Consider the following 23336-nt stretch of genomic DNA (forward strand, 5'->3'; position numbering starts at 1 on the left):
ATATCAATAAACCAGAAGGTCATTCATTATGTCGGGAAAGATAGCCGTAATTTCGTATGAAGATTCTTTTTATATCTGATAGCAGATAAAAAAGTAATCGATGAGCATAAAAAAAGCTCAATTTCGTATTGAGCGTCTCGCTTGACACTTCTAGTTATTAATAAAATTGTTTGGCACTACAAATATGAGGATAATATTTGAGAGTGCCAAACATTTGAAATACTTATCTGTATTATTCTTGATTTTTATCAAACCCTGATAATTCTTTTGCTTGATTATCGAGGGTTTGGAATAAATCTTCATCAATCGTATTTTTTACTAAATTTCGGAATGTCTTTAAATAATCGATATAATCCTTAGCTTTGTATTTAGGATTATATCTTTTCATATTTGTTCCCCTAATCTCTCGGATTTGTTCATTTATGACATCTACAAAGGCGAGATTATAATTACGGGCATCAGATGTTCGAATGTATTTTGATTTCAATTCTTCAGAAGCATTCTTATCTAACTCTGCTTTAAGTAAGAACAATCGACTTTTCATTTCATTTATTGATTGAAGTAAAGTTCTTCTCCATTCCAATAAAGTGTCAATGTCCGTTTTTTTTAGTACGTCCTCAGATGTTATATTTAGAATTTTATTTTCGAGCATAATTAATAGTGTAAAAAGAAAGAGTTGTTTTTAAAAAGTATATGCTAATCCTCCTCCGGTCCCATTTGTAAATACTCTAAGTGATTTTCCGGCTTTAAGTTTGTAGTCGAGAGCTACAATCTCAAGGCAGAGGGCTACTGCAAAACTGACTCCAGCTCCGATAAATAAACTTTTTCTAAGTTTACGATCTGACTCAGATTGATTTAAAACCTCTTCAGAAGTAAGATCTTCATAATCTTTTTGGTTATCTTTAGACCCAAGAATTGCTCCTGCAATAGATAATCCTGTACCAATGCCAGCGAATGTCAGCGCACCACATTGAAACTTTGTGGACTTTTCCATCAATGAACAATATTCATTGAGCTTACCTACGGATTTGGGATTCTCGATTTGATGGATACCGTTACTTCTATTCGTTGCTCCTTTTGTCCATTTTTGCAAATCTGCGTTCTGTGCGGAGATACTGCACACCATTGCGGTCATGACCACAAAAAATAGAATAAATCTTTTCATTTGTGTAGTTTTAATTTTTCCCTTTGAAGAGGTCTTTATTTGAATGCTTGATATATTTCGTTCTCGTCCGTGTTTATAAATGAATCCTCACCGATAGCTTTGAGATGATCACTGAATTTCTTGTTTAAAGCATCTATGCATTCTTTATGGTAGTTTTCGTTTCCACCAGTTAATACCTGCTTAAACTCCTTAGATTCCATAATGCCACGATAAAGTACTTCTTTAGCCTTTTCCTTTTGTCCGGCAGCCACCATCACGGCAAAGTCTTTTTTCCAGCTAGATTGAGTCTGTTGTGTCCGGATGTTGACGGAGATCTCGACGAGGATGGAGAGAACGGCCCATCCGATTAAAGTTCCCATGATGCAATAAATGAGAACAGGGAAGCCTAGCCAGTTAATTCCGTCTACTCCTACTATACCTCCGGAGTATTTGGAATATTCCCATGCAATACACGAAGAAAAGAATGCGAATACTGAACCAATGATACCTAACACTAGCACTGTTTTTGACATAGCTGCCAAAGTGCTTTCGGCAGCAGTTAGTTTTTTTGTTTCCATTTGTGTGGTTTTAATTTGTTATAGGGGACAAAGATAAAGTTTTTGTTTGTATAATATTCTGTTTTGTGTAAAAACTATTGAACTTGAAGATTATCCAATAAGTTAATCTTAGCGATGATGGTTTCTAAATATGTATAAACTTCTAGCTGATTAACCCTTTGAATGGCTTCTATTAATGAACTCTCATCAATGAATTTTGTTTTGAAACATAGCTTTTCGTCTCCGTTAATGTCGGTTATCATTAATTCTTTATCGTTTTTTGCAGGTTCCATCGCATAATGTCTTAACAGAAGTGCTATTGTTTCATGAAAAGTTATGTATGGCCAACTATCAATAGGGTTAGCGTCGAATATTTGTTGAGGAAAAATTAGCTCAATTTGATTAATAAGTTCCTGTATTGTATTATATTCTCTACGTGATATTTTTTCATAGAAATCGGATTCACAAACTCGGAGATAGGTTAGTAAGCATAATAAATCGACATGTATCTTATCATGCGTATCGCCAAACATATTTAAGGATAAACGGGTATTTATGAAAACCTTTTCGGCTTGTCTTAAAGTTAATCTCTTATATTTGAAAATGGTTGATGCTGTTGATAAAAAAGATAGAATAGTACTTGACTCATTATTATAAGGTAGATCTTGTGCCTGGAAAAAAAAAGGTTGGAAATTGTAATATTCAAATAGATACTGGCAAAAACGATCTACATCAGGATCAGGTAAAGCATATTCAATATCAATAAATCTTTTCAGATATTCATTGGCATTTATTAGGTCACTCCCGTAATATCCACGTATGGAGTGACTTAATTGTTCTTTATCTATGGATAAGACAAATATAATATTAGGTATGTTGAACAAATGTTTAATCCTTTCTAGCACCTTTACTGCATAATGTGGGTTACATCGATCAAGCTCGTCTATGATAAATATCAATGGTTTCTTTTCGCAAACTTCATCAACAAATTTTTCGAGTTCTTTCCGAAATTCTAGTAGACTTCCTTTTTGGCTTTCATAATTATCTATTTCTTTTTCTAACATGGAAGACCCTTCTTCGGCACAATCACGAAGAATCTCAACTACTTCTTCACCTGCATATTTCTTAATTACTCCCTTGAACATTGCAGGGACTGCCTTTAGTACAATTCTTCCCGCTGTATTTATCATGGATGATGCTAAGTCCTTTGTTCTTTTAGAAGAGTTTATTTTTGTAAGTTCGCCAAGCAACCCTACCAAAGGGTCTGAAATAAAGTCATTTTCCCAAGCATTAAAATATAATGTTTGGAAGTTATCTAACTCAAGATATGCTTTCCACATTTCTACAAATGTAGTTTTCCCTGTTCCCCATTTGCCGTCTATAGCTAAGACAAATCCTTTTTCATATGTAGTGATAATGGCTTTTAGTACTTCTGCGTACTTTTCTCGACCTAATTTACAATTTAGAAAGGGCTGGTCAGCCGGGATTTCTAATTTTCCAAGTTTACAATTCATAGTACGTGTTTTTAATTTGTTACAAGTGCAAAGATAAGAGGAATAAAATTGAATGTACTAAAATAATGTTGTATTTTAGCTCAAAAATAGTCCGAATATGAATGAACAAGAATTGATAGAAAAAATGCAAAAGCGCATTAAACTGCTTGAGGTGAAATTTAAGATCCTTAATATAGCCATTGTCATTCTTAGCATAGGACTGATATTATTGCGATTAAGGTTCCTATAATTCCAGCAATTGCACCTATAATTTCTATTTTGTCTTTAGTTGTGTACTTTGGTTGTTTGTTTTTGGGCGAGCAATAATTTTTCCCCCTTTCGGTTATCATAATCCAATAATTATCATTTCCTAAGTAGCATATATAGTCTTCTTTTATAAGAACAGATATTGTTTGTTCTATCTCGATCTCTCGATATCCTTTATTTTTTAGGTAGTAGTAATAATCATCTGTAAATGTACTCTCTGAGTCTTTAGAGGCTAAATATGATAATAAGGATATCGCAATCTTTCCCTGTTGTTCTGTCATGCATATAAATGGCGAATCCCTCACTATAGTGCGCCCACCGGTGTTATTATCCGGAACCAGCTGTCTGGTTACACTATGGTAAAGGATTCATGTTTTAATAACGATATTGGGCAGGTGCTAAAGTACAATCTTTTCCAGATTCGGCAAAAAGTAAGCGGAGTTTTTTACCCCGCTTACAAATAAAAGTTAGAAGTTGGCTACTTCGTAATATTTGAAAAAGTAGTATAGTGCTACCTTGTGCCATTTAGTCAGTTCCTTGTCTCCGGAAAGAAGCGAGGACACAGTGCATTTGTCAATGCCTGTATAGTTACTTAGATGTTTGCTTTTTAATCCTAAGCGTTCCATCCGTCTTTTGATCCAGTCAATCGTGATTCCGTCGATATCTTTGCGATCGAAGTTCACGGCTGACACAGTGAGCTTCCAGTCGTCCGGGATCTCTCCCTTAAACATATCACGGATACGTTCCGTCAGTTCCTTTTTGGAGAGGAACTTGTCATTTACCAGGTCTTTTTGTTCAGCGCGAACAATTAAGCGACCTTCATTATAGGATACAACCTCAATAGAGATATGTCCCATGCGCTGATACTGCCTTGCGAACTCGTCGATCCGCTTTTTACTCTCGGCAGGGAGAGGTAGTAATTCAAGATTCTTCATAATTCATCAATTTACGTTTTGATAATCGGGTATTTAATAATACAATATACTTTGTAATGGAGGGGCTTTCGCCCCTCCGGATCACAATTTGATGAGTCTCATTTGCCCAATGTCGAAAATAGCGATCTGCCCATTTTCACGTCCGAATTGCTTGGCTTCTTCGAGATTAGTGAAAATCCGGATAGAATCGAAGTAGAACATTCCGTTTTCTTCGTTGAACCATCCACCGACTTTCTTTTCGTGCATTAAAGCATGGTTAAGAACTCTTTTCAGTCCTTCTTCTCCAAAACTGTCTTGGGTTTCGAGATAGGCGACTGAAATGCCTTTTGTGACCTTTTTTAAGGTTGTGAGGTCAACCGTGAATCCATCGGGATTCGCTTCTGCTATCGCTTGGATAGCCTTGAACAATTGTTCCATAATATAAAAGAACTTATGCGGACGTCACCCGCGTTTCTTATGACTCTACAAAGATAGATAAAAGTTTGTTAATAACAAACAAAATCGAATAAAAAGTTTGCTAGTAACAAACTTTTCTATCTATTTCTCAAGTTCTCTTCTGTTTCTTCCTTGCGCCTGATGGATTCATCCATCGAGTATAGTGCATCGAGCAGCAAACCTTTCCGGATCTCCGGCTTCTTGGTCATGTCAGACTGTGCCAGGGAATCAAGTAGTCGCAGCTGGGCATCGAATATACGCCCATTATTTTTCCCTTCTCCGGAAAATATTCGTGGATAGGCTGCGCTCATGCAGGAGAGGCTTCCAAGAATGTACCAGTACATGATCATCTTCCTGTCGTCGGGAAGACGTTTCAGAATAGCTGCATCCTTGTCCAGACGATTGATATCAAATTCGTTCCCACGATGCCACAGGCAGGCTAGGAGATGGTTGATCTTTTGAGGATCCAGCTGCATCGCATCCAAATAGGTTTGCATATACATGAATTGCTCAAAGGTGATATCGAACAGCTGGTCTTCCGGTCCGATGAATTTCCGGCACCGGAAGCGGAATGTCGGGTAAGGATTGACTGTCAGTTCCGGATTAATGAGATACAGCCTCTGTGAAGTGATACGGTTTTCTTCCTCACGCATCAGGAAGTGAAATTGATCAGAGAGCAGACTAATTTCTTCGGGATGAAAGAGATACCGACGGCTGCGGATCCGGAAGCGGACTGTTTCACTTTCCTGCCCAATTTTGATACGGACATATTCTTTGAAAATTTTCTTGTGCCGGCATACGTGAGCTTTCAGGCAATAGAGCATCATGTAGATCTTGACCTGTTCTACCGGTATATTCGATTTTGTGAGTTTAACCAGGTATAGGAGCTGTTTCGGGGTGAGCTCGTCCCAGCTTCCAGGAAGTGTGTATGTATCGTCATTGATTTGTATCGTATGCATAGTATTATGATATTGAAGTGAATAGCTTCTTTTTCTTGGAGTTAAAGTCAATAGCTTGGGATCTTGTTTCAATGCCTAGTTCTTCTGCATTTTCGGCCAGATAAGTGTGCATTTTCCCGGCATAGTAGGTTGCCTGACTAGCAAAGAAATTACCGTTTGCGTCCGGATCCTGATAAATCGGGCGGATGGCAGGTGAATATTCTATTGCTTTGCTGGCGACACGTTGCTCGGTTGTCTTTTGTGAGGTATAGAGCTCTGCCGTCTTATTTGCAAGAAAACGAATGATATGATCAATGAGAACCTGCTGCTTGGGTGTCAGCGTATCATTAGAGTATGCTTCCCTTAAATCCGCATATACATTGTCCGGTATCATTTCACGAATATTTCGTTCCTGAAGCTGACGGATTGTGGGGTACATGATACGATAAGACAGGGTGGAGTAATCGATGTCTACCATGCCAAGATCCTGAAAATCGTGTGCATTCCGGATAAAGCAGAAAGGGGAAATATGATCTGTTGCGTACTCCGGAAAATCTTCCTTATTTTCTTCCAGGTAGGTTATAAGCCGGTCAAGAGCTTGCATTCCCCGGAAGCACAAATTCTCCTTTGCGGCCGCTATTTTTGAATCACTGGCCGGAGAACGTTGTCCTTGTACATTACTGACCGTGATGCCGGTATCCCCGAACATGACTCCTAGTTCATTTGTCGCAAGCATTAAGGTCAACGGGCCAAGCGCACGCAATAATTTGCTATACATCTCAGATCCTTGGTCTGTCAGAGCTTGTTTAATGACGGATTGCCCTATATAGGGCTTAACATAGATATCAAGAGCATCCTCAATATACGGTTCAATAGATTCATAAGGCAATGATGAATTGATCTTGACTACCTTTTTTAAGGTCTCAATATCGGGAATTAATGCGTTCATTTTTCTTCAGTTTCTGGAGTTAGACCTGTGTTTTTTGTAGCTCCCGTTCCCTGATCAAGGGTGGTGAGCTGGCAGTTGGTTACAGAAAAATAGATGTCCGAAGGCCATTGATTAACGGCCTTGGCAAAGTATAGAGGTTCAAGGGTTGCGTCCTGGTACATTTTCATGAGAGCTTGCTCGATGGTGAACAGTTCGCGTGCTTCAGTTCCATTAATACTTTTACCTTTACCGGGTGCGGATCCGATGATGGAAGGATGTACTCCCATTCCATAACACATCATGTTGCTTACTTCCTCGCTGTCCTCAATATATTCGCCACCTTTGAAGAACGATTCAAGAGGAGTAATGATGATGTCCTTATCCTCGTAGCCTCTTACTCTGTCATATCTGAAATGTGAAACAAAGCCTTTCCCGGCATTTTCTTCACCGGCAAGGAAATCGTTCATGTCATCAAGAAACTTTTGCCTGCGGGCAGTTTTTTCATCATCTTTGACGACCTTTTCGTCTGCAAATAGCTTCTCCCAAAATGTATCCTTGATATATACGATATACCTGAGAGCCATCTGATTTTTAATCAGAGATTTCTTGAAGATGGGAATAGCACAGGAGAAGTCATACCATCCTGAAGCAAATACGCTCCACCAATAGGGCCGGCTATAATAAAAACGTCCTGGCGTCGAAATACGCAGATTGTGAATGAATCTGCGATCTTTCCCGATGACGAGGTTCCCTTCATCATCAGGAGCAAGTCCCATCCTTTTCTTAAGATCCAGCAAAGGAGTCTGGCGATCGAGCAGGGGAGTGGCGACAAGATCTTCAGGGGTACCTTTCTTCCATTCCGCTGAATATCCATGCCATTCACTTTTACCGGTCTTCTCGTCAATCTCGCTAATACGTGAGCAGGTTGCCTCTTTTGCTTTGATCTGTACGAGCTTGGGCGATTTCGGATCATTACTGAGTATGTATTCTAAATAAGCATCGTAGAAGATGACAAGATCATTAGCGAGCTCTACACGGATGAAGTTGAAATTGTTGTTCTCAAGGAATTCAAAGATTTCGGGTTCTTCTTCCGGAAGCACTTCCTCTTTGATGATTTTGCGGGTTTTTCCGTCGCGTTTCTTCCTGTAGACAAGGATGCTGTCTCCAAACACGACTTTATTCTTAAATTCAACATTACTGCCAATGGTAACGTTGGTGCCGATTTTACGCATGATGTCGTACATCATATCGTTATTCCTTCCGCGCGGAATAAACTTGATCGGATCTTTCTTTCCCTTGGGGACGACTTCAACGGCTGATGTCTCCTTGTCAGTCACAATGTCGCTGTTATCGCTGAATTGGATAACTTTCTCACCTCCTTTCAGGACTGCATAGGTTTCGTACCCTTTCATAACTAGGTTAGGTTGTTGCTTTGATTCCATATTAAAAATATACTTTGAGATGATTAAACTGGGTGATAAGGCAGCGCCGGATCTTGCGTGGTGTGGCTTCACCGGCTTGCAGTACATTGATTGTACTACCGCTGCTATGAAATGAAGTGAGTACAGCACGTTCATAAGTGATTAGTTCCCCGGTACTCTTCTTGCAGAACTGGATGGAAAACTCTATAGGCTTCCCATCCGCATATCGTTCCATCAGCTTCCATATTTTACTTTGATGGATCCTTTTGCTTGAATCTTGCATGGATGATTAATGTTAAGATGATAAGAATGATGGGGATCCCGATGATCAGGCCATACTTGATCCCGTTGTCTATCCCGGCAGCTACAGAACTGCCGGCATCTTTGTGGGAGGCTGACTGTTTGCTTTGCTGAAGCGTGAGATCATTCTTCGTTTCTTGACTCTCAGATACGTGTATAGTGTCATCTTCCTGTAGCAAGGTCTTGACTGTCTTTTCGTTCCCTTCAATCTCGATATTCGATATCGGGGATAAGCCGGTCTCCGGATCTGCCGGCTTTGATGTGTCGAAGTTAACTTTGACTTTCCAGCCTTTGCCCGCTTCTTCTTGATTAAGGTTGAATCGGGAGCAGGCATCTTCAGTTCTGATGCGTAGAGCTGAGTCTGAGATAGAAAGACGGGTTTGCTCTTGAGTGCTACTATCGTTTTGATAAGTAGCACGGCAACCACAAAAAGAACAAGCGCATGCAAGGCTGGCAGTACAAATAAGAATGTGTGCATAGTGTTTCATTGTTTTCGATTGTTACACGATAGGTTTATACATTTGAATCGTTTGAGATCAGCTATTTCTTTTTCGTTATCCGCTATCTTTTTATCCTGCGATTGCTGATTGCTTTCCAGCTTTTCAATGCGGATTGTCCATCTCGTTTCGCTTTCCACTTTATCTTTTTTCATTGCTTCCTTATCAGCTCGCAGGTCTGCTATGAGTTCCTGATATACGTCCTGTACAGAGCTTAGGGCTTTAGCTTCTGCCTGCTTTTTAGTGTATTTGAGGGTGACGAATCCTGTGATGGTTGATAGGAAGCTACCACCAAGTATGAATGCGAGTAATTGTTGTTTAAGGATAGGGTCCATGTCTTGTTTTTCAGCAAAGGTATCGGGTATGCAGTAGGTCGTAAAGGACATGGCAGAGGCCCAAAAATGATAAAATGAAATTTATTTACAGGAGGCAAAGCCCAGCATATAAGGGGTGAAAAAAAACTTTAGATCGAAACATTTTCTTAGGGCGGTGCGTGGTCAGACGGGAGAAAAAGGAGAAAATATTCCCTCTTTTTCCTCCCCTTTTATTGGTTATCAGCTCTTTGCCTTTTTTTCTATGAGAATTGCTTGAGATAATAAAAAAGCACAGATATATGGCTACCTGTGCTTTTTATTGATGGAATTAATGTTTATTCTGATAATAGAATATTGGTTAGTTTTTGAAGATTTGTTGCTGCATGTTATTTTTCATCCTTTTTAGAATTTGAATTGGTTAAAAACATAATATACAGATACTAAGTTTAATATGGCTTGTATGCGGGCGCGTTTAGCTCGACGATGACGACGGCTCATGAGCGGCTTCCTCTTTTTATTTTATTTCTAAAATCGTACGTGATTATTTTGCCAATAGTTTGTCCTCTTTTGGGCGATGCTATCTTCTTTTGGTAATTGATAAGCATCTCAATAACGGTATCGATATGATTCTCTCTGATAGATCCGATAGTCGTGGTTACGGTTCCGACATAACTGCCATCCGGTCTGAGAATCATTGATTCGCCTTCTAAGTGAATGTAGCCTGTCTCATTATTAATAACACGACATTGAGATGGTATGATCTTTTCTATGTATTTTATCATGCTTTACCTCCTTTCTCATTGAATGTAATATTGACTGTGCCACCATTGGCATGGATTACAATGCATCTGTGTGATTTATTCACTCGGAGTTGTTCATTGTCTTCTGCTACTTCTAGGCAGATGTTGGAGAGAGCTTTCTGAAGCTTTTCTACGGATATGTAGCGTCCGTTAGCGCTTTGAGTTTTCTTTTTCATTTTGGAAGACAATTTAAAATGAAACAATATGCTAATTAATTAAAAGAGAGGGACTAAAAAAGTTCCGCTCCCCGTTGTCTTCCACCTGATTCAGGCAGTGGGCGCATTAACGCTCCACACGGGACGGAACTATATCTTATACTATGGACATAAAAAATGCCCGCAGCAATTATGGCGAGCCTACTCGCCTGAATCAAATGGAAGACACTGCAAAGATGGTGATTCTTTTTGAATAGACAAAATAAATGTGGAGTTTTTAGTCTGAAAATAAGCTTTAAAAATGGTGTCACTATGCTATTGGTATACTTACTCTATCTTATGAATATAGTGACACTATATGACTGGTATAGCGTCACTGTATTTATTACGCTTTTTATTGTGTAATGTAGGATCTAAAAAAGGCTTCCTACTTGTGGAAGCCTTCTAACTTATCAAAGTAATAGCAAAGCTATTGATGAAGTTTTTATCTTACTCTATTTAAAGTATCATATACTTAATGTAGGCTCTAAATCTTCTCCTGTTAAATATTTGAATGATTGCGGAGCTACAAAAGAGGAAAATAAATCAAAAGGATTAATTGGGTTTTCATAGAGCTTAGGAGATGAAATCTTCAATGCATATCCTTTTTTGCGTCCTTCAAAATATTGGTCGAAGAATTTTTTTGTAATACCAGAGGCATTTTGGGTTTGTTCCCATAATTCTTTCGGTTCTTGCTCTATGATTTTTTCAACAGTAAACTCTCCCACTATCATTCCTTCTGGCTTTGTGGAATATACTACAACTTTATCTACATTCTTTGTAAATATAGTTTTTCTATATTCAAATTTTTTGTTACCTGCAAATATTTCGCGAACAAACTCAGGCTTAATCGATAATAATACTTTCATTTATTTTACCTCTTGATATTATATTGTTAAACTGCTCATCTGTTAATTGGAAGAAACCCCAGTAGTCAGCACTTAATCCGACTTGCTCAATCAGTTCGTTTCTGGTAATTCTTCTATCAAATGCAGCATTATAAGTCATTTTAATAACAACCATATTATATGTAGTATACCATTCCTTTAACTTATCTTCGTCAAAGATACTATATAAGTTAGCATATTGAAGAAATTCCTCAAGAGTAGCAAAGTCTTTTGCCTTTCTGACTTCTTCAACAACGCATATTGAAGAAGCTACACTTCTGTATTTTGCTGGACCTGCGCCATCAGATGTGCGGTATATTACTAATATATCTCCTTTCTTAAGTTGATCCAGTCCATTCATACTGGATAGATATATCTTGTGGATACTATTTGTATGTGCAACATCCCTAACAAGAAACTCTTTATTTCTTTCTTCGGTATTTAATATAGAGTCAGGGAATAGGGGAGTATGGAATTCAGGCTTCACAGCTAATATGAATTTTTGTGTATCCTTTGTGTGAATAAAGGGGTAGTCTGATAACATATCTCCTGTAAAATCTGTCATAGATTTAATAAAAACAAGCTCGGGAGTAACCCCTTCTCCTTTTGTTCCATATTCAGTAAAACCATATCTTCGTAAAATTTTGATTAATCCTTGATGCTTTTCGAAGATAGTCACATATATTTCGGTAACTCCCATATATAGAGCTGCTGCAACAATCTTTTTTATGAAATGCTCGCCTAACTTTGTATTATGTGCATCTATCTTGAATGTTCCTACTTTTAATCTACTCGCAGCAGGCATTGGAGGATTTATATCATTTAATTCCTCTGTTTCATGCTTCATGTATAGGAAGCCTTGAAGTTTTCCATCTTGATCTTTTTGGACAAAAGCTTTGGCACCACTTTTAGTTTTTTTGGTGTACCATTCAGTGAATTCAGGATAATCTTCTTTAAGCGAATCAAAAAAGGGATCGGATAAGTCTATATCACCAAATTTATGTTGTTTCATAATAGGATCTCCTTACATAACTCTTTTAGTAATAATAGGCCCATGATCTTCTTATTGTAGTATTCAGCTTTGTGAATAATATTAAAACCAAAAGAGTCGTTAATAATATTTAGGGCGCAACAAAGGTTGGAATAATATTTGGGAAAAGCAAAAAAAAGTAATAATAAAACATACCTTTTTTATTTATTATTCAGGAAGAATACACCACTAGAGTTTGATCCAGGTGCCGTGAAATAGAAGTTCATACCTAACCACAGCGTGTCAAATGCATCAGTTATGTGCGTCTTATATTCATCCGGATTATCAGGAGTGTCATCGCTCCCTTCGGGCGTTTTATCCTTTTCAAATCCATTCTTTCCTTGCTTGATACCAGTCTGTTCCATTGCGATCTTCAGAAATTCATTTTGATGCAAGTTTATTTGGATCCACAGAAATTGCGGATCTCCTTTCAGAGTCAAGTCTATATTCAGATGCTTCCACTCATGTTTCGGGGCTTGACCGACATAGACCATCGTCACGTTGTATCCATTCTCTTTGAATACCCGTTCAATGATATCGGCATAAGTTTCTGTAGTGGATCCTGACTCCCAGGTGAACGTATGATCATAGTAGACTACTATATCGTGATTAAGTTTCGGACGGTAGTAGTCGGCTATCATCTTGACAAGATCTTGTAGCTTCCCTGGTGTTTTGACATAAAATGACTTGAGAATGCGCATCGTGTGGTCATTCAGTTGGCCTACGACAGCTGTGGAGATGGATGCATTTGAGTCGAATGCCAGGTGCAGTTCCTGATCGAAGTCAAGATCTCCGTCTCCCAAACAGCCGCAGGAGGTCAGTTTTCCCCAGTTGCACCCAAGATTCCGGAGGCGTCCATTGTCTTTCGGGATATAGAAGTGAATATTATCATCCAGCGCAGAATAGAAGCCGTTCGGTACACGGAACAGGCGTTCGTTCATGAAAGCGGTACGCCAAATTAGCGGTGGTGAGTTACGATACATCTGCCAGATGAAATCTTCTCCCAATACTTCAAGGTTGTCGAATACGTCGTATTCACCATAGAAAACGGTATATTCTTTAGTTTTCCCCGGCTGCGGTTTGATTGGAGGCTGATATTTCCTTGCTAGATCTAGGTCAAATTGATATTCTTTGATCTGACGCATCACATGGTCCGTGAGTGGCTTGCGTTTGTACTCCTGCAGTTTGAGATATAAGTTTCTGATCAGGTTGATGTGAGGTGGGGACATTTCATCCATCTTGTCCAGGATCCATTTTCCCATTGATGCGGTCGGCATATCTGTGGAATAGCTTACGCTGTGATGGTGCGGGCATTCACCGAAGTATTGCCGGTTGCCTCGGTTGGCAGGAGCCACCTCACTTTTAATCTTCTCATAGTTGAGAAACTTAGCTTCAGGACCTATCACCCAATCCAGCGACATGGAGTTGGCAGACATTCCCTGGTTGAATGACAGGATCACCATGACCGTACCATTCCAAAAGTGGAATGCATTACTCCAGCCTTCACCCAGAACAGGACGGACAGGTTTGGCGAATCCCATGCTTGCCGGTGCTTTATGACCAACGACATAGTGAATGCCTTGAATGTATCCCCATTCAGCCAAAGCCTTGCAGATTGCCGGGAGAGTATTTCCCCATGCCTTGGCGTATGACGGAGAGATGAGACCACCCAAAGATCCCGGCATTTCCCATATATTCCGGAGGATAATTCGGGCATCAATACCTTCGGACTTCCCGGTACCACGTGATGCGACTATATACTCGTCATGTGCGTTGATGGCCATCGCCTGGCGCTGCATCTTATTGAAGAATTTGTCTACGACTTCATATTGCTTTCTGCGGCGTTCACGGGCAGATAAGATAGGAGAGAGGGGTGTACTCATTCTTCTTCCTCCTCTTCGATGGGACGAATGTCCACCGCTTTTTTACTCAACATACCTTTGAATCTGCTTCGCATTTCTGACCTGGTTCCTTCAAGGTCTTCAATAGGTTCCAGACCTTCCAGAAGGGTAACATCATCTGAAGGCTCAAATGATGGAGGAACGAGCTGGGAGTAGTCGAATTTCTCATCTTCTTTGTCCGAGCGAGTGTATTTACCTATCTTGTCCAACGCTGCAGCTGCTCCCTTGGCATCTTCTTTGTCTATTGCCATATTGAAGGCTTTTTTCCCGCCTTCGACAATCATGTACCGATACCAGGCTTTTGCGGCCAGTTGAATGTTGCCAACTAATCTGTTGATCATGCCGATGTCCCGGTATGCTTGTGACTGTGATACGGCATCTGCGTTACCTCCGCATCCATTCATCAGGAAGTTGACAAGTTCACTGTCTTGGATCAGAGGATCTTCCATTTTTTTGCTGACACATAGCATCATTCGTTTTTTAATTTCCATTTCACGTTGGGACAGGATGCTTGATGCTTCCTCTCTGTCTTTGAACAAGGCACGTTCTATCCGGTCATATGTGGGATCTTTCTTAGGCATAACTATAGTGGTTTGTTGTATTCAAACGAAAGCGAGGACAACACTAGATGTATCGCCCTCGCTTGTGCATGAACTGTTCATAGATCCAGGGGCAATGCCTCTGATGTTATTCCTTACTTGCGCTCTGTTGCGTCGCAATTTCCTTTTCCAGTGCTGCCAGTTCTTCTTGGTAGCCGGCAACACGATCTAAGGCATTTTGCATAACAGTCTTTTTACCTTGAGATTCGGCGCGGTTAGCAGCAGATTGGCTGTTAGTAATGTTTTGTTTCAGACGTTTAATCTGACGGGCGATCTCAATACCGCGTACTACACCATTCTCACTGTATACCGGTCGTTTCTCTTTAAGGCTCAGTTCACCTTTTCCTTCTGCCCAGGCATCGATTTGTTTCCAAAGCCGGCGGCGTTCGTCATCGAGCTTGCAGAGCTCTTCGGCTATAGGCTGCCGTTCTTCTGCCGGGATCTCCGAATTAGCTACATCGTTATGCAGGCTTGCATATAGAGGTGCGATTTCCTTGATACGGGCATAAGCCTTGCGAATAGACGGGCTGAGTGATTCTTCTGTGATGATTTTGACGCCTGGTGTGTTCAGAGCGTTCACTTCGTTCTGTAAGGCAGATAGCTCTGACATCTTCTCGTCAAACTGTTCCTGAAGGGAAACAAGTTCATCTGCGTGACTTTCACTGTCGTCCTCTAAACTGTCAATTCGTGATCGAAGGTTATTGACCAACTCCTCCAGGGAGGCGATATTCGCTTGCTTGGATTCGATCGTTTTTTTTCGATCATCCTCGCTCATGGTCTTTACTACAACAATTTCTTCCATTGCGGCAGGATATAAGGAAGGGGAGAATTTAATCTCCTTGTCGAGTTTGGACAAGCAATTAACGAGCTGGGTGAAATGCGGATCAAAAATGTGTGGATCTTCCGGAGCTGCTGCCAGGTAAGCAGCAAATTTCTTTTTCATAGCTTCCTTTGCGAGAGCATTGAAAAGAACCAGGCCGTCAGCATATTTGCGCTGACGGTCTCCTAACCATTGGCTGAGTTGTTCTTGTCTGATCATGATTCTGGTGCGGGAGCTGGTTTAAATCCGCCTATCACTTCCATATCTATGGGAGTCTCAAGGAAGATCGCAGAGTAATTGGAATCGGCGGTAGCCGTATAGGTGGTACCGCGACGGTCACCTCTTGCTTTTCCTCCATTGAAGGAAGGAGCAGTAGAAGCATATAATCCCGGCTGTCCCATGATCATTTGCCTGCCGTCGGAGTCTTCAAAGATGTAATAGCCTGCTGTGTTTTTTACCAATGCATTGAATGCATGCATTTCAGGGGTATTACCAGGGAAGAAGAAGCTTAACGTCAGTTTATAGCTGATCCCGTCAGCTTCTCCCTGTTGCTCCGCTTTATATTCGACTGTTGCATCTGTACTATATAGATAAATAGGTTGCTTATATGTTCCTTCTGCAGGAAAAGCAAATGCACCGGCTGCCGTCACTAGTGCTTCATTGTCTGCAGCTTTGCCGGGATCCGGAACGGTGGGTACTGTATTGGGTGCATCAAATGGGACGAACAGCAAACGTCCTTTATATCCACCCATATTATTTTGACCGACATTCCATTTCAGTGGTGCGAAAGCCGGACCAGCTGCCAGCATGGTCAATGTATCTCCATCAAGATGGCATGTCTGAGGGTGCAGCTCTGGGATTGCAATAACCAAAGCCACAAATAACAAACAGAGAATTAGGTAAGTATATTTTTTCATTAGTGTAATTGTTAAGAGTGAATAGGATAGAGCGACCAAAAATGGCCGCTCATTTTTTATCTCAGTTTAGGTGTAAGCACCGGTTGCGGTTGTTACTTCGCCTTCCACTACAGTCACTTCCTGATCGGCAGGTTTAGTCTTACCGTCTACAGCAGTAAACTCGATAGTGTACTTACCGGGTGTCAGACCAATGATGCATTGACCATTGCTACGTTCAGCAACTTTGCCTTTGATGGCCCAAGCGGCATTCTCCGTTCCTGTGATATCAACTTGTACGCCTCCGGTCTTGCAATAGTCTCCTGCGAGGTCAAGAGATTCATTCTTTTGCTCATTACAGCGGTATACTTTTTCATGCCAGTCGCGGATACGGGTGTCATAACCGGTTTGCAGCCAGAATTGCCATTCGTTGGGATCTTCGTAGATATCACGGATCTGACAGAACTTGGTTGCGGCTTGGGTATTGAAGGCAACATCCATATTCCCTTTCTTCTGAAGAACCAGGCGTGATCCCTGTCCCAATGCTTCGTGAGAGAGGATTTCAAGCGCAGGGCACATTGCGTCTTCACGCAAAAGTTCAATCATGCGTTGCATGGAAGGATATTCCTGCATACTCAGTTTGTTGCGGAGAGCAGAGCGTGCAGCTATCAAGACCGTTTCGGCACAAAGTAACTGTGGAATTCCTGACTTGGAAGAACGCAGGTAAGTGTTGGCACCACCAATCCATTCAACCAAATTTTCATAAGCGGCGGAGTCTGTATCCTTCGTGGGCAAAGCAAAAAGACCTGATGGAGCAAAGTTGCCGCGAGCAGCATTGACATCACCTGTTGTAATCAGCATGTCGGCTTTGGTGAACAGACCATCAAATGCACCTGACGGTGAAGTTGAGTCTTCATCACGTTCTGCATGAAACAATGTATATACTACATCTTCAACATGAGATTTTACCAATGTGAAGGCAACACGTGTTTCAAGAGGATGTTTCTTGTTGATGTTGCTGACCGGCTGACCTCCTACGATCAACAGTTCACCGTCATCGTATTTTTGAGAGTTTTCCTTTGTGATACATACAACATCCTTCGGTTCGATAACGGAAGGTTCATAGCCGAGCAGCTTATCAACCAGGCGGAAATTTTTCCCAATCTTGTAAGACTGAGTTCCACCGGCACGCCGGCGTTCATTGATCAAGGCATGTTTGCCTTGCAGGTCCATCACGTTCAATCCCAATTTTGCGGCAACTTCCTGCAGGGTAGCAAATGGAAGAGCGCGAAGCGCCTTATCATATGTGATTAAGGTTTGGTTCAGTTTCGATACGTCAATTAATTTTTGAGACATATTCTTTAATAGTTAAGGTAGGTTAGTAAATTAAAGGAGTCCGTCAGCCTTCAGGCGTTCTGTGATTCCCTGATAATTGCCGGCATTTTCCTCGCAGTAGGCAGCCAGTTCCTCTTTTCCTCCGTTTGCGGCAGGTTCACCCTTTGGGGCAGGAACTGGTTCACCCGGTGCCGGAGCTTTCTTTAGATTGGCTACTTGTTCTTTGAGTTGAGTGATCTCTGAATCCTTGCCGCTTGCCTCGGTTTTCAGATTAGCGATCTCTTGATCTTTTTCACTTACTGTTGTCTTGAGAGTCGCTATTTCAGTAGTCGCATCAGATAATTTCTGATCGATCTCCTGTTTAGCTTGTACAAGAGAACTGTTATCCGATTTCAGACGGGTGAATTCATTATGCAGGGAGTCGAGGTTCTCTGCTGATAATTCGGTCGTTACTGCCTTATCTTGACTGATATTCAGAAAAGATAAAAAAGCTGACCATGATTCTTTTAGAGTCATTTTGTTTTTGAATGAAGTTGTTGATAATGCTGGCACGGAATTCGTGTCCATACCCGCTGCCAGAAGAACGGATGTGGAACGATCATAGAGGCGAACGGCATTGGAATTTGCCGGTATGTCCACGATGGATGCTTCCATCAGCTCTGACTCTGTAACTGTTTCGCGAGTCTGACCAGGTACCAGAAGGTCTTTGTTGGCTGATGTAGCAATGATGCGGATACCGACACTTGCGGCGTTGTAAGTCCCTGCTTCGTATTTTGCGGCAATGTCTTTAGATAGTTGATCAACCTTGTCGAAAACAGGAATGGCAGAAAGTACATCGCCTTCAAGCTGTATATCTTCCCAATGCCCGATAGCTTTAGTTTCTCCCCAAATGGGAGATCCTTCATCACGAAAATGCATATACAGCATCACCGGGTTCTTCTTGAATGCTTCGAGGAGCATTCCAGAGGTAAGGACCCGGTAACCGTAACGATTAAGCGATGAATCGGAAAGAATGATACGTTTTTGGCTCATTGCACTGATTTTGGTGCAATGATACGCCTATTAGTGAGGGTGCAGAAGGACGGTTAAATTTCGATATAGGAGAGCATCGGATGTAATGAGGTCCCGGCAAGTTTCAGCTCATATCCGGTGAAGTCGGTTACCTTTTTCCCTATAATCAGGTTTAAGGTTCCGAGGAGTGGGTATTCATTCGTGCCATAGATATACTTGTGTCCCTGTGTGTCCTGACAGCGTAGAACACAGCCTGTCTGAACTTTATTGCGCAGCTTGTTTGCTGTATTCCCCTCTAATGCGGATCGGGGAAACTGGATGGTCGCTGAATGCTTATATGTGATTCCTGCGTCTTTAGTATCATCGGAAGCGACAGTTGGAGCTTCAATGACTCCTCGCGTTGGAAGCGGATACCAGTCGTGTCCTTCCTTGCTTCTGATGCATGCTTGGTTCTGATGTACTGCAAACAGGGCTATTTCGTCTGTATTCAGGATTTCGGCAAATAATATGCCTCCCATATTATTGATATTATTCATAACTTATTGATTTTCAATTAGTACGCATTTTTAGAACATTTTTTGATCAAAAAAGGGACAATTAACTACACTTGCTCGGTCATGTTTTTGTGCGGTGATAGCCTCTTTTTTTCTCTTTTCGTCGAAGATTAGCCCTCCATCGATAATAATTCTTCTTGAATGCATCTTCGCTGATAGAATCAATCCCATAGCAGGTCATGAAGTTGTGTATCCCGTCGATATAGGTGATTCCGTAAGTGTGCTTTTGTTCATCCAAGTAATCATGCACCTCTGCCCATAGCATGCGGTCGATCTTGCGAATGAGAATTATCTGTGAACGTATTCCCAGGTAATTGTAAGTTTTAGGATCCTTCCCGGTAGTACGTTCAGGAAGGATGATGGTGAGATTACCATGATCCTTAAAGATGTTGGCTGGACGACGTTCTAACAGATCGTAGATAAAATGGTAGATATCCGTTTTATCCGGGAAGCGAATCGGAGAGTCCTGCAAATTGCAGAACTTTCCGATCAGATACTCCTTAAGATGCTGTGGAACTTCAATCTTAGTAGTAATCATATAAAGCATAGTGGTTTAGGTGTGGAGCTAATGTACAAAATATAACTGAGTAATCCTTGCCTTTATCAATAAAAAAACGAGGTATTGTACATATAACCCTTGCTGATACCGTACTATTTTTTTGTGCAATCGTGCTAAATGAGCTATGCTTTCTATTTATGTGTTGTTTATCAGATAGTTAAGGGCGTACGAAATAGTGTACTTTTTAGCACAAAATCTTCGTACTCCGTACAAAATGCATTTTTGTGCGTTTTTGTACGAGTCGTACGTTTTTGTACGAAAATCGTGCGGTGTTTAAATATCTGATTTATAATGTAATAAATGCCGAAAAAAGGGTGTCTGCACGAAAGCACAAAATTTTCCCTTATTTTTAGGTAGGGTATTTTTAAGAAAGAAAGAAAAATAAAAAAAATATATATGTCCCCCTGTCTGCACTTGGCGCCTCTCCCCCTGCACATTTGTTCAAAACGTTCTTGATGAATGAAGGGGAGGCGAGGGGAACGGAAAAAGAAAGCCCGGTAATACAGAAGCATCACCGGGCAATAAATGATTCGACTTATGTTAGCGCAAATCATCAGGATAAAACACTTGCGATATCAATTCGTACTCACGCGGTAGTGACTTGACGCCAACGACTACGCAGATACCCCTTGCGGCAAGCTCGTAGAGCCGCTGTGTTGTGATGACAGAGCCGCGAAAGTTGTAGTTACTGCAGAGAATGAAGTAGGCAGTAGGCAGGTCAAAGGAATAGATATCCTTGCGGATGATTTTTTTAGCATCCGAAGGGACTTTGGCAAAACCTAGCCGAACGGCCAGGCGGGAAATGAATAGTTCCCGGTCATCGCTCGATGGGGCTATTACTACCATTATTTTATTCTCTTTTTTTATTGTCATAATGTTGCGTATATCAGTGAAAATTAGTATCTTTACAGAGTAATAAATTGGGATAATCTACTCATCTTCGATTCGAGTAGAAGTGTGGCCGGACATGTGCCGGCACTAATTTAGGCACATGCCGAATGCTGCTATAATCGTCAGAAAACTCTAAAAAGTCATCCAAGACATCTTTCCTTGTTGTTTCTTCAATAATATACATACAAGCTATTTTAATGAATAGATCACGTGATGCAGGCTTACAATGGTCAGCTATAAGAATACTCTTGCCTTCAGGTATTGTAGCAAGAATGTTATTGACGGCGTGATAGAAACGCATGAAGCGTTCCGGATCTTGCCGGTATAGAGGAAGAACTTCGTCTAATATTTCTTGATAGGTTCCCATGCTTAAGTGCAGAATAGTGATAGTGCAATTAAAATTGATAATTTATATTCCCTGCTGTATAGCTCCAAATACCGGTGTGAAACCTGAATTTTAGCGTCTCAATGATTCCTTTTTTTTTGTGGGATCCAGTTGTGTAAAGCCTCGATGTCTCCTACTTCCGGTTCTGGCGGAAATACATATAGGTGGAGTCCGATGACGAACCATCTCATTCTATTCATGTTCCAGGTATTTGTTTAATTCACTCCGTTTTATGTTTTGAGGGTTATTCAATAGCCTTTTTAATTACTGCTTTTGCTACATCAATTTCTTTGGCAGCAAAAGAATAGATAGACTGCTCTTTGTAATCAAATCGTTCTAGCATTGCTTGTAATGCTTCCAACAATTCAGGAGCAGTAGCCATAAGTCGGGCATTTGCATTTACTACTTCCATATCCATTTCGGAAATATGGGTATCCAATCCATCATAAACTTGGCAAATGGCAAATCCTGTTTCACGAGATATAACATCTATGTCGTCCACTAACCATTCACCTTTAGTTCCTCTAAATTCTTTCATGATTTAATTCCTTTCTATCTTGTTTTACGGTAAATAATCAGTTAAATAAGCTAACGGAATCCATAACTCCGGCTCAATACTCTTCTTTGTTTTTTCACTGAAAGCCGGATTATCGTCACATTCAAAATGAGATATTGTCATGTAGCAATCTTGATGTGCCCACCAGTGAGCCGATGTAAAATCTTCATCTCCTTGCCATCCTATTCTTGTACCTTTCGGATTATTATCTTCATCTATCCAATCTGGATGATAGGCTATCACTTCTTCTCCTATTGGAGGCTTTTGTTCACTATATCTTCTCCATTTCATATTAGCTCCTTTCTATTCTATTATGCGTTATTGATTTTATCTAAAAGGTTGCGGAGTATCACTTCATTTGCCTTATATAGTTCTGCTTGTTCTTCCGAGAAATTTCCATAACCAACAGAAACCTCTATCTCCGAAAGTGCAAACCGGATAGCTTCATATTCATCAGGAGTAACCACAATCCTTTTTGGTTTTAGTGGTTTGATAAAATCTATTTGTGATTTATCAACTCTGTTTATTTGTCGATAATCATCGGTACGTATGCCATAGCCACGATAGCTTTGAACAATAGTGCAGACTTCACCTTTCTCAATGATTATCCCACCTTTATTTTTTAGTTGGCAAAGAGTTACAACCTTTGCACCTATAATCTTTCCCATAATGCTCCTTTCTGTTCTTGTTTTGAGAGTTATAGATTTTGAAATTCGTCTTTCAACTTTTCCAGATTTCCTTTTATAGAATCCTTAATTAGATTAATGAGGAAATCACTCAATACCATTGGAATTCTCTGCTGTTCCCGTCCTCCCTCAAATGGATCATCATGTTCTATAATTAGAATAGGATTAGTACTTTCCAACGCAATAGGCAAGTTGGGGTCTTCATCTCTTGCATAGTAATTGGTATCAAACTCGAAACAATTTAACGCTTGCTCATGTTCCTCAATGAGTTTATTTAGCCGATTGGCTTCCTTTAATTTCTCTTTATTCATATCTACTTAGTTTTGAGGGTTATTCCTTCGGTGAATATCTGGAAGGATGCCATTGGCAGGTAGTGTCACTTTCCTTCTGACCAAATACATTGCAACAGGTATTACTTTTTACGCAATCAGAACATCTCTTACCATCAGGCAGTAGCATATCATATTGTGCCGGGAAATCTTCCGCAGCCGAATCATACATAGTTGCTACCCGTTCCGGATCTTTGTTGGGAACAAGAATTTTAGTGATCTTGTCATTTAGCCAAAACTTACGGTTTGTCTCCAAGTGTACAATATCCGAATCACAACCAAGTGAATCGCATTTTGGACACTGAGCAGTTAGTTCATCGTGAGCATCGACGGGCTTTCTATAAGCCAAATAATACATATCACATACTGGACATTTGCAGACAATAGGTTTACCAACTTCTTTAATAAATGCTTCTTTTGATGCTATAACAGTAGATACTCTCTTACCTATCTTGGTGAATAGCACCTTTGCTTGTTTGTCGGGAGTGAATCCCCAAATGGTTCTGCCAATATATTCAAGTTGCGATTGAGTCATACAGTTGTCGGCATGAGTCATTTTTGCCTGTACTGAATCTTCATACAATTTTTGGGCTTGTTTTAATGTCATAATTTTGTTCCTTTCTACTTTGAATTCTAATTAAAGTTCTACAGGATACTTTACCTATAGGATTTTAGCA

31 protein-coding genes are annotated in these 23336 nt (G+C 40.5%); all 31 read right to left on the reverse strand.

Annotation, left to right across the window (positions count from 1 at the left end; all coding sequences use genetic code 11):
* Positions 1–232: 232 nt before the first annotated feature.
* The 31 genes from NBH01_RS00855 to NBH01_RS01005 all read right to left on the reverse strand — a co-directional run bounded on the left by NBH01_RS00855 (position 233) and on the right by NBH01_RS01005 (position 23266).
* On the reverse strand, positions 233–652 hold the full coding sequence (locus tag NBH01_RS00855) for a hypothetical protein (protein ID WP_234141362.1): 420 nt from the start codon (positions 650–652) through the stop codon (positions 233–235).
* A gap of 30 nt (positions 653–682) precedes the next feature.
* A complete protein-coding gene (locus tag NBH01_RS00860; protein ID WP_234141363.1) occupies positions 683–1165 on the reverse strand; it encodes a hypothetical protein in 483 nt (160 codons plus the stop codon).
* Positions 1166–1200: 35 nt separating this feature from the next.
* The gene (locus tag NBH01_RS00865) at positions 1201–1722 is read right to left on the reverse strand and encodes a hypothetical protein (protein ID WP_234141364.1); all 522 of its coding nucleotides are present in this window, start codon (positions 1720–1722) and stop codon (positions 1201–1203) included.
* Positions 1723–1796: 74 nt separating this feature from the next.
* Positions 1797–3215, reverse strand: a complete 1419-nt coding sequence (locus tag NBH01_RS00870; RefSeq protein ID WP_250699940.1) for a KAP family P-loop NTPase fold protein — start codon at positions 3213–3215, stop codon at positions 1797–1799.
* Between the two features lie 188 nt (positions 3216–3403).
* Positions 3404–3742 (reverse strand): hypothetical protein, encoded by a 339-nt coding sequence (locus NBH01_RS00875; RefSeq protein ID WP_234141367.1) that lies wholly within the window; start codon positions 3740–3742, stop codon positions 3404–3406.
* 186 nt (positions 3743–3928) lie between these two features.
* A complete protein-coding gene (locus NBH01_RS00880; RefSeq protein WP_117578394.1) occupies positions 3929–4396 on the reverse strand; it encodes a hypothetical protein in 468 nt (155 codons plus the stop codon).
* A gap of 81 nt (positions 4397–4477) precedes the next feature.
* A complete protein-coding gene (locus NBH01_RS00885; RefSeq protein ID WP_117578396.1) occupies positions 4478–4813 on the reverse strand; it encodes a hypothetical protein in 336 nt (111 codons plus the stop codon).
* A 116-nt stretch (positions 4814–4929) separates the two neighbouring features.
* A complete protein-coding gene (locus NBH01_RS00890; protein ID WP_234141369.1) occupies positions 4930–5790 on the reverse strand; it encodes a hypothetical protein in 861 nt (286 codons plus the stop codon).
* Between the two features lie 4 nt (positions 5791–5794).
* Positions 5795–6718, reverse strand: a complete 924-nt coding sequence (locus NBH01_RS00895; RefSeq protein ID WP_234141370.1) for a DUF6712 family protein — start codon at positions 6716–6718, stop codon at positions 5795–5797.
* Positions 6715–8109: a hypothetical protein gene (locus NBH01_RS00900; protein ID WP_234141373.1), complete on the reverse strand. Its 1395-nt coding sequence runs from the start codon at positions 8107–8109 to the stop codon at positions 6715–6717. The genes NBH01_RS00895 and NBH01_RS00900 overlap by 4 nt, the downstream gene beginning before the upstream one ends.
* Positions 8110–8140: 31 nt before the next feature.
* Positions 8141–8353 carry a hypothetical protein gene (locus NBH01_RS00905; protein ID WP_117578404.1) on the reverse strand — a complete coding sequence of 71 codons (213 nt, stop codon included), beginning with the start codon at positions 8351–8353 and terminating at the stop codon, positions 8141–8143.
* A gap of 13 nt (positions 8354–8366) precedes the next feature.
* The gene (locus tag NBH01_RS00910; protein ID WP_234141374.1) at positions 8367–8906 is read right to left on the reverse strand and encodes a hypothetical protein; all 540 of its coding nucleotides are present in this window, start codon (positions 8904–8906) and stop codon (positions 8367–8369) included.
* Positions 8903–9250, reverse strand: coding sequence for a hypothetical protein (locus NBH01_RS00915; protein ID WP_147326385.1), 348 nt, complete (start codon positions 9248–9250; stop codon positions 8903–8905). Before NBH01_RS00915 ends, NBH01_RS00910 begins: the two co-directional genes overlap by 4 nt.
* 473 nt (positions 9251–9723) lie before the next feature.
* The gene (locus NBH01_RS00920; protein ID WP_234141376.1) at positions 9724–9924 is read right to left on the reverse strand and encodes a hypothetical protein; all 201 of its coding nucleotides are present in this window, start codon (positions 9922–9924) and stop codon (positions 9724–9726) included.
* Between the two features lie 83 nt (positions 9925–10007).
* A complete protein-coding gene (locus NBH01_RS00925) occupies positions 10008–10205 on the reverse strand; it encodes a hypothetical protein (protein ID WP_234141377.1) in 198 nt (65 codons plus the stop codon).
* A gap of 485 nt (positions 10206–10690) precedes the next feature.
* On the reverse strand, positions 10691–11092 hold the full coding sequence (locus tag NBH01_RS00930; protein ID WP_234141378.1) for an ASCH domain-containing protein: 402 nt from the start codon (positions 11090–11092) through the stop codon (positions 10691–10693).
* On the reverse strand, positions 11070–12122 hold the full coding sequence (locus tag NBH01_RS00935; protein ID WP_234141379.1) for an N-acetyltransferase: 1053 nt from the start codon (positions 12120–12122) through the stop codon (positions 11070–11072). The genes NBH01_RS00930 and NBH01_RS00935 overlap by 23 nt, the downstream gene beginning before the upstream one ends.
* 179 nt (positions 12123–12301) lie before the next feature.
* Positions 12302–14023, reverse strand: coding sequence for a hypothetical protein (locus NBH01_RS00940; RefSeq protein ID WP_234141380.1), 1722 nt, complete (start codon positions 14021–14023; stop codon positions 12302–12304).
* Positions 14020–14622, reverse strand: coding sequence for a hypothetical protein (locus NBH01_RS00945; protein WP_234141381.1), 603 nt, complete (start codon positions 14620–14622; stop codon positions 14020–14022). Before NBH01_RS00945 ends, NBH01_RS00940 begins: the two co-directional genes overlap by 4 nt.
* A gap of 106 nt (positions 14623–14728) precedes the next feature.
* The gene (locus NBH01_RS00950) at positions 14729–15679 is read right to left on the reverse strand and encodes a hypothetical protein (RefSeq protein ID WP_195382385.1); all 951 of its coding nucleotides are present in this window, start codon (positions 15677–15679) and stop codon (positions 14729–14731) included.
* Positions 15676–16377 (reverse strand): hypothetical protein, encoded by a 702-nt coding sequence (locus NBH01_RS00955; RefSeq protein ID WP_234141382.1) that lies wholly within the window; start codon positions 16375–16377, stop codon positions 15676–15678. The genes NBH01_RS00950 and NBH01_RS00955 overlap by 4 nt, the downstream gene beginning before the upstream one ends.
* 66 nt (positions 16378–16443) lie before the next feature.
* On the reverse strand, positions 16444–17709 hold the full coding sequence (locus tag NBH01_RS00960; RefSeq protein WP_195382387.1) for a carboxypeptidase regulatory-like domain-containing protein: 1266 nt from the start codon (positions 17707–17709) through the stop codon (positions 16444–16446).
* Positions 17710–17739: 30 nt separating this feature from the next.
* Positions 17740–18720 (reverse strand): HK97 family phage prohead protease, encoded by a 981-nt coding sequence (locus NBH01_RS00965; RefSeq protein ID WP_117578426.1) that lies wholly within the window; start codon positions 18718–18720, stop codon positions 17740–17742.
* Positions 18721–18773: 53 nt separating this feature from the next.
* The gene (locus NBH01_RS00970) at positions 18774–19235 is read right to left on the reverse strand and encodes a hypothetical protein (protein ID WP_234141388.1); all 462 of its coding nucleotides are present in this window, start codon (positions 19233–19235) and stop codon (positions 18774–18776) included.
* A gap of 79 nt (positions 19236–19314) precedes the next feature.
* Positions 19315–19791, reverse strand: a complete 477-nt coding sequence (locus tag NBH01_RS00975) for a hypothetical protein (RefSeq protein ID WP_117578463.1) — start codon at positions 19789–19791, stop codon at positions 19315–19317.
* Between the two features lie 561 nt (positions 19792–20352).
* On the reverse strand, positions 20353–20685 hold the full coding sequence (locus NBH01_RS00980; RefSeq protein ID WP_225658190.1) for a hypothetical protein: 333 nt from the start codon (positions 20683–20685) through the stop codon (positions 20353–20355).
* A 647-nt stretch (positions 20686–21332) separates the two neighbouring features.
* Positions 21333–21626: an XkdD/Y8K6 family phage-associated protein gene (locus NBH01_RS00985; RefSeq protein WP_119200410.1), complete on the reverse strand. Its 294-nt coding sequence runs from the start codon at positions 21624–21626 to the stop codon at positions 21333–21335.
* Between the two features lie 24 nt (positions 21627–21650).
* Positions 21651–21935, reverse strand: coding sequence for a hypothetical protein (locus NBH01_RS00990; protein ID WP_234141390.1), 285 nt, complete (start codon positions 21933–21935; stop codon positions 21651–21653).
* A gap of 20 nt (positions 21936–21955) precedes the next feature.
* The gene (locus NBH01_RS00995; RefSeq protein ID WP_234141392.1) at positions 21956–22312 is read right to left on the reverse strand and encodes a hypothetical protein; all 357 of its coding nucleotides are present in this window, start codon (positions 22310–22312) and stop codon (positions 21956–21958) included.
* A 29-nt stretch (positions 22313–22341) separates the two neighbouring features.
* Positions 22342–22641, reverse strand: coding sequence for a hypothetical protein (locus NBH01_RS01000; RefSeq protein ID WP_195577617.1), 300 nt, complete (start codon positions 22639–22641; stop codon positions 22342–22344).
* Positions 22642–22660: 19 nt separating this feature from the next.
* Positions 22661–23266: a hypothetical protein gene (locus NBH01_RS01005; protein WP_119200408.1), complete on the reverse strand. Its 606-nt coding sequence runs from the start codon at positions 23264–23266 to the stop codon at positions 22661–22663.
* Between the last annotated feature and the right edge of the window lie 70 nt (positions 23267–23336).

Origin of the sequence: Bacteroides sp. B1-V-101, from assembly GCF_023656585.1 — a bacterium.
GTDB classification, from domain to species: domain Bacteria; phylum Bacteroidota; class Bacteroidia; order Bacteroidales; family Bacteroidaceae; genus Bacteroides; species Bacteroides thetaiotaomicron.

What these genes read in the sequence shown, in the direction of transcription:
- NBH01_RS00855 (WP_234141362.1), bottom strand. Translation starts at nt 652, where the DNA reads ATGCTCGAAAATAAAATTCTAAATATAACATCTGAGGACGTACTAAAA.
- NBH01_RS00860 (WP_234141363.1), bottom strand. Translation starts at nt 1,165, where the DNA reads ATGAAAAGATTTATTCTATTTTTTGTGGTCATGACCGCAATGGTGTGC.
- NBH01_RS00865 (WP_234141364.1), bottom strand. Translation starts at nt 1,722, where the DNA reads ATGGAAACAAAAAAACTAACTGCTGCCGAAAGCACTTTGGCAGCTATG.
- NBH01_RS00870 (WP_250699940.1), bottom strand. Translation starts at nt 3,215, where the DNA reads ATGAATTGTAAACTTGGAAAATTAGAAATCCCGGCTGACCAGCCCTTT.
- NBH01_RS00875 (WP_234141367.1), bottom strand. Translation starts at nt 3,742, where the DNA reads ATGACAGAACAACAGGGAAAGATTGCGATATCCTTATTATCATATTTA.
- NBH01_RS00880 (WP_117578394.1), bottom strand. Translation starts at nt 4,396, where the DNA reads ATGAAGAATCTTGAATTACTACCTCTCCCTGCCGAGAGTAAAAAGCGG.
- NBH01_RS00885 (WP_117578396.1), bottom strand. Translation starts at nt 4,813, where the DNA reads ATGGAACAATTGTTCAAGGCTATCCAAGCGATAGCAGAAGCGAATCCC.
- NBH01_RS00890 (WP_234141369.1), bottom strand. Translation starts at nt 5,790, where the DNA reads ATGCATACGATACAAATCAATGACGATACATACACACTTCCTGGAAGC.
- NBH01_RS00895 (WP_234141370.1), bottom strand. Translation starts at nt 6,718, where the DNA reads ATGAACGCATTAATTCCCGATATTGAGACCTTAAAAAAGGTAGTCAAG.
- NBH01_RS00900 (WP_234141373.1), bottom strand. Translation starts at nt 8,109, where the DNA reads ATGAAAGGGTACGAAACCTATGCAGTCCTGAAAGGAGGTGAGAAAGTT.
- NBH01_RS00905 (WP_117578404.1), bottom strand. Translation starts at nt 8,353, where the DNA reads ATGGAACGATATGCGGATGGGAAGCCTATAGAGTTTTCCATCCAGTTC.
- NBH01_RS00910 (WP_234141374.1), bottom strand. Translation starts at nt 8,906, where the DNA reads ATGAAACACTATGCACACATTCTTATTTGTACTGCCAGCCTTGCATGC.
- NBH01_RS00915 (WP_147326385.1), bottom strand. Translation starts at nt 9,250, where the DNA reads ATGGACCCTATCCTTAAACAACAATTACTCGCATTCATACTTGGTGGT.
- NBH01_RS00920 (WP_234141376.1), bottom strand. Translation starts at nt 9,924, where the DNA reads ATGATTCTCAGACCGGATGGCAGTTATGTCGGAACCGTAACCACGACT.
- NBH01_RS00925 (WP_234141377.1), bottom strand. Translation starts at nt 10,205, where the DNA reads ATGAAAAAGAAAACTCAAAGCGCTAACGGACGCTACATATCCGTAGAA.
- NBH01_RS00930 (WP_234141378.1), bottom strand. Translation starts at nt 11,092, where the DNA reads ATGAAAGTATTATTATCGATTAAGCCTGAGTTTGTTCGCGAAATATTT.
- NBH01_RS00935 (WP_234141379.1), bottom strand. Translation starts at nt 12,122, where the DNA reads ATGAAACAACATAAATTTGGTGATATAGACTTATCCGATCCCTTTTTT.
- NBH01_RS00940 (WP_234141380.1), bottom strand. Translation starts at nt 14,023, where the DNA reads ATGAGTACACCCCTCTCTCCTATCTTATCTGCCCGTGAACGCCGCAGA.
- NBH01_RS00945 (WP_234141381.1), bottom strand. Translation starts at nt 14,622, where the DNA reads ATGCCTAAGAAAGATCCCACATATGACCGGATAGAACGTGCCTTGTTC.
- NBH01_RS00950 (WP_195382385.1), bottom strand. Translation starts at nt 15,679, where the DNA reads ATGATCAGACAAGAACAACTCAGCCAATGGTTAGGAGACCGTCAGCGC.
- NBH01_RS00955 (WP_234141382.1), bottom strand. Translation starts at nt 16,377, where the DNA reads ATGAAAAAATATACTTACCTAATTCTCTGTTTGTTATTTGTGGCTTTG.
- NBH01_RS00960 (WP_195382387.1), bottom strand. Translation starts at nt 17,709, where the DNA reads ATGTCTCAAAAATTAATTGACGTATCGAAACTGAACCAAACCTTAATC.
- NBH01_RS00965 (WP_117578426.1), bottom strand. Translation starts at nt 18,720, where the DNA reads ATGAGCCAAAAACGTATCATTCTTTCCGATTCATCGCTTAATCGTTAC.
- NBH01_RS00970 (WP_234141388.1), bottom strand. Translation starts at nt 19,235, where the DNA reads ATGAATAATATCAATAATATGGGAGGCATATTATTTGCCGAAATCCTG.
- NBH01_RS00975 (WP_117578463.1), bottom strand. Translation starts at nt 19,791, where the DNA reads ATGATTACTACTAAGATTGAAGTTCCACAGCATCTTAAGGAGTATCTG.
- NBH01_RS00980 (WP_225658190.1), bottom strand. Translation starts at nt 20,685, where the DNA reads ATGACAATAAAAAAAGAGAATAAAATAATGGTAGTAATAGCCCCATCG.
- NBH01_RS00985 (WP_119200410.1), bottom strand. Translation starts at nt 21,626, where the DNA reads ATGAAAGAATTTAGAGGAACTAAAGGTGAATGGTTAGTGGACGACATA.
- NBH01_RS00990 (WP_234141390.1), bottom strand. Translation starts at nt 21,935, where the DNA reads ATGAAATGGAGAAGATATAGTGAACAAAAGCCTCCAATAGGAGAAGAA.
- NBH01_RS00995 (WP_234141392.1), bottom strand. Translation starts at nt 22,312, where the DNA reads ATGGGAAAGATTATAGGTGCAAAGGTTGTAACTCTTTGCCAACTAAAA.
- NBH01_RS01000 (WP_195577617.1), bottom strand. Translation starts at nt 22,641, where the DNA reads ATGAATAAAGAGAAATTAAAGGAAGCCAATCGGCTAAATAAACTCATT.
- NBH01_RS01005 (WP_119200408.1), bottom strand. Translation starts at nt 23,266, where the DNA reads ATGACATTAAAACAAGCCCAAAAATTGTATGAAGATTCAGTACAGGCA.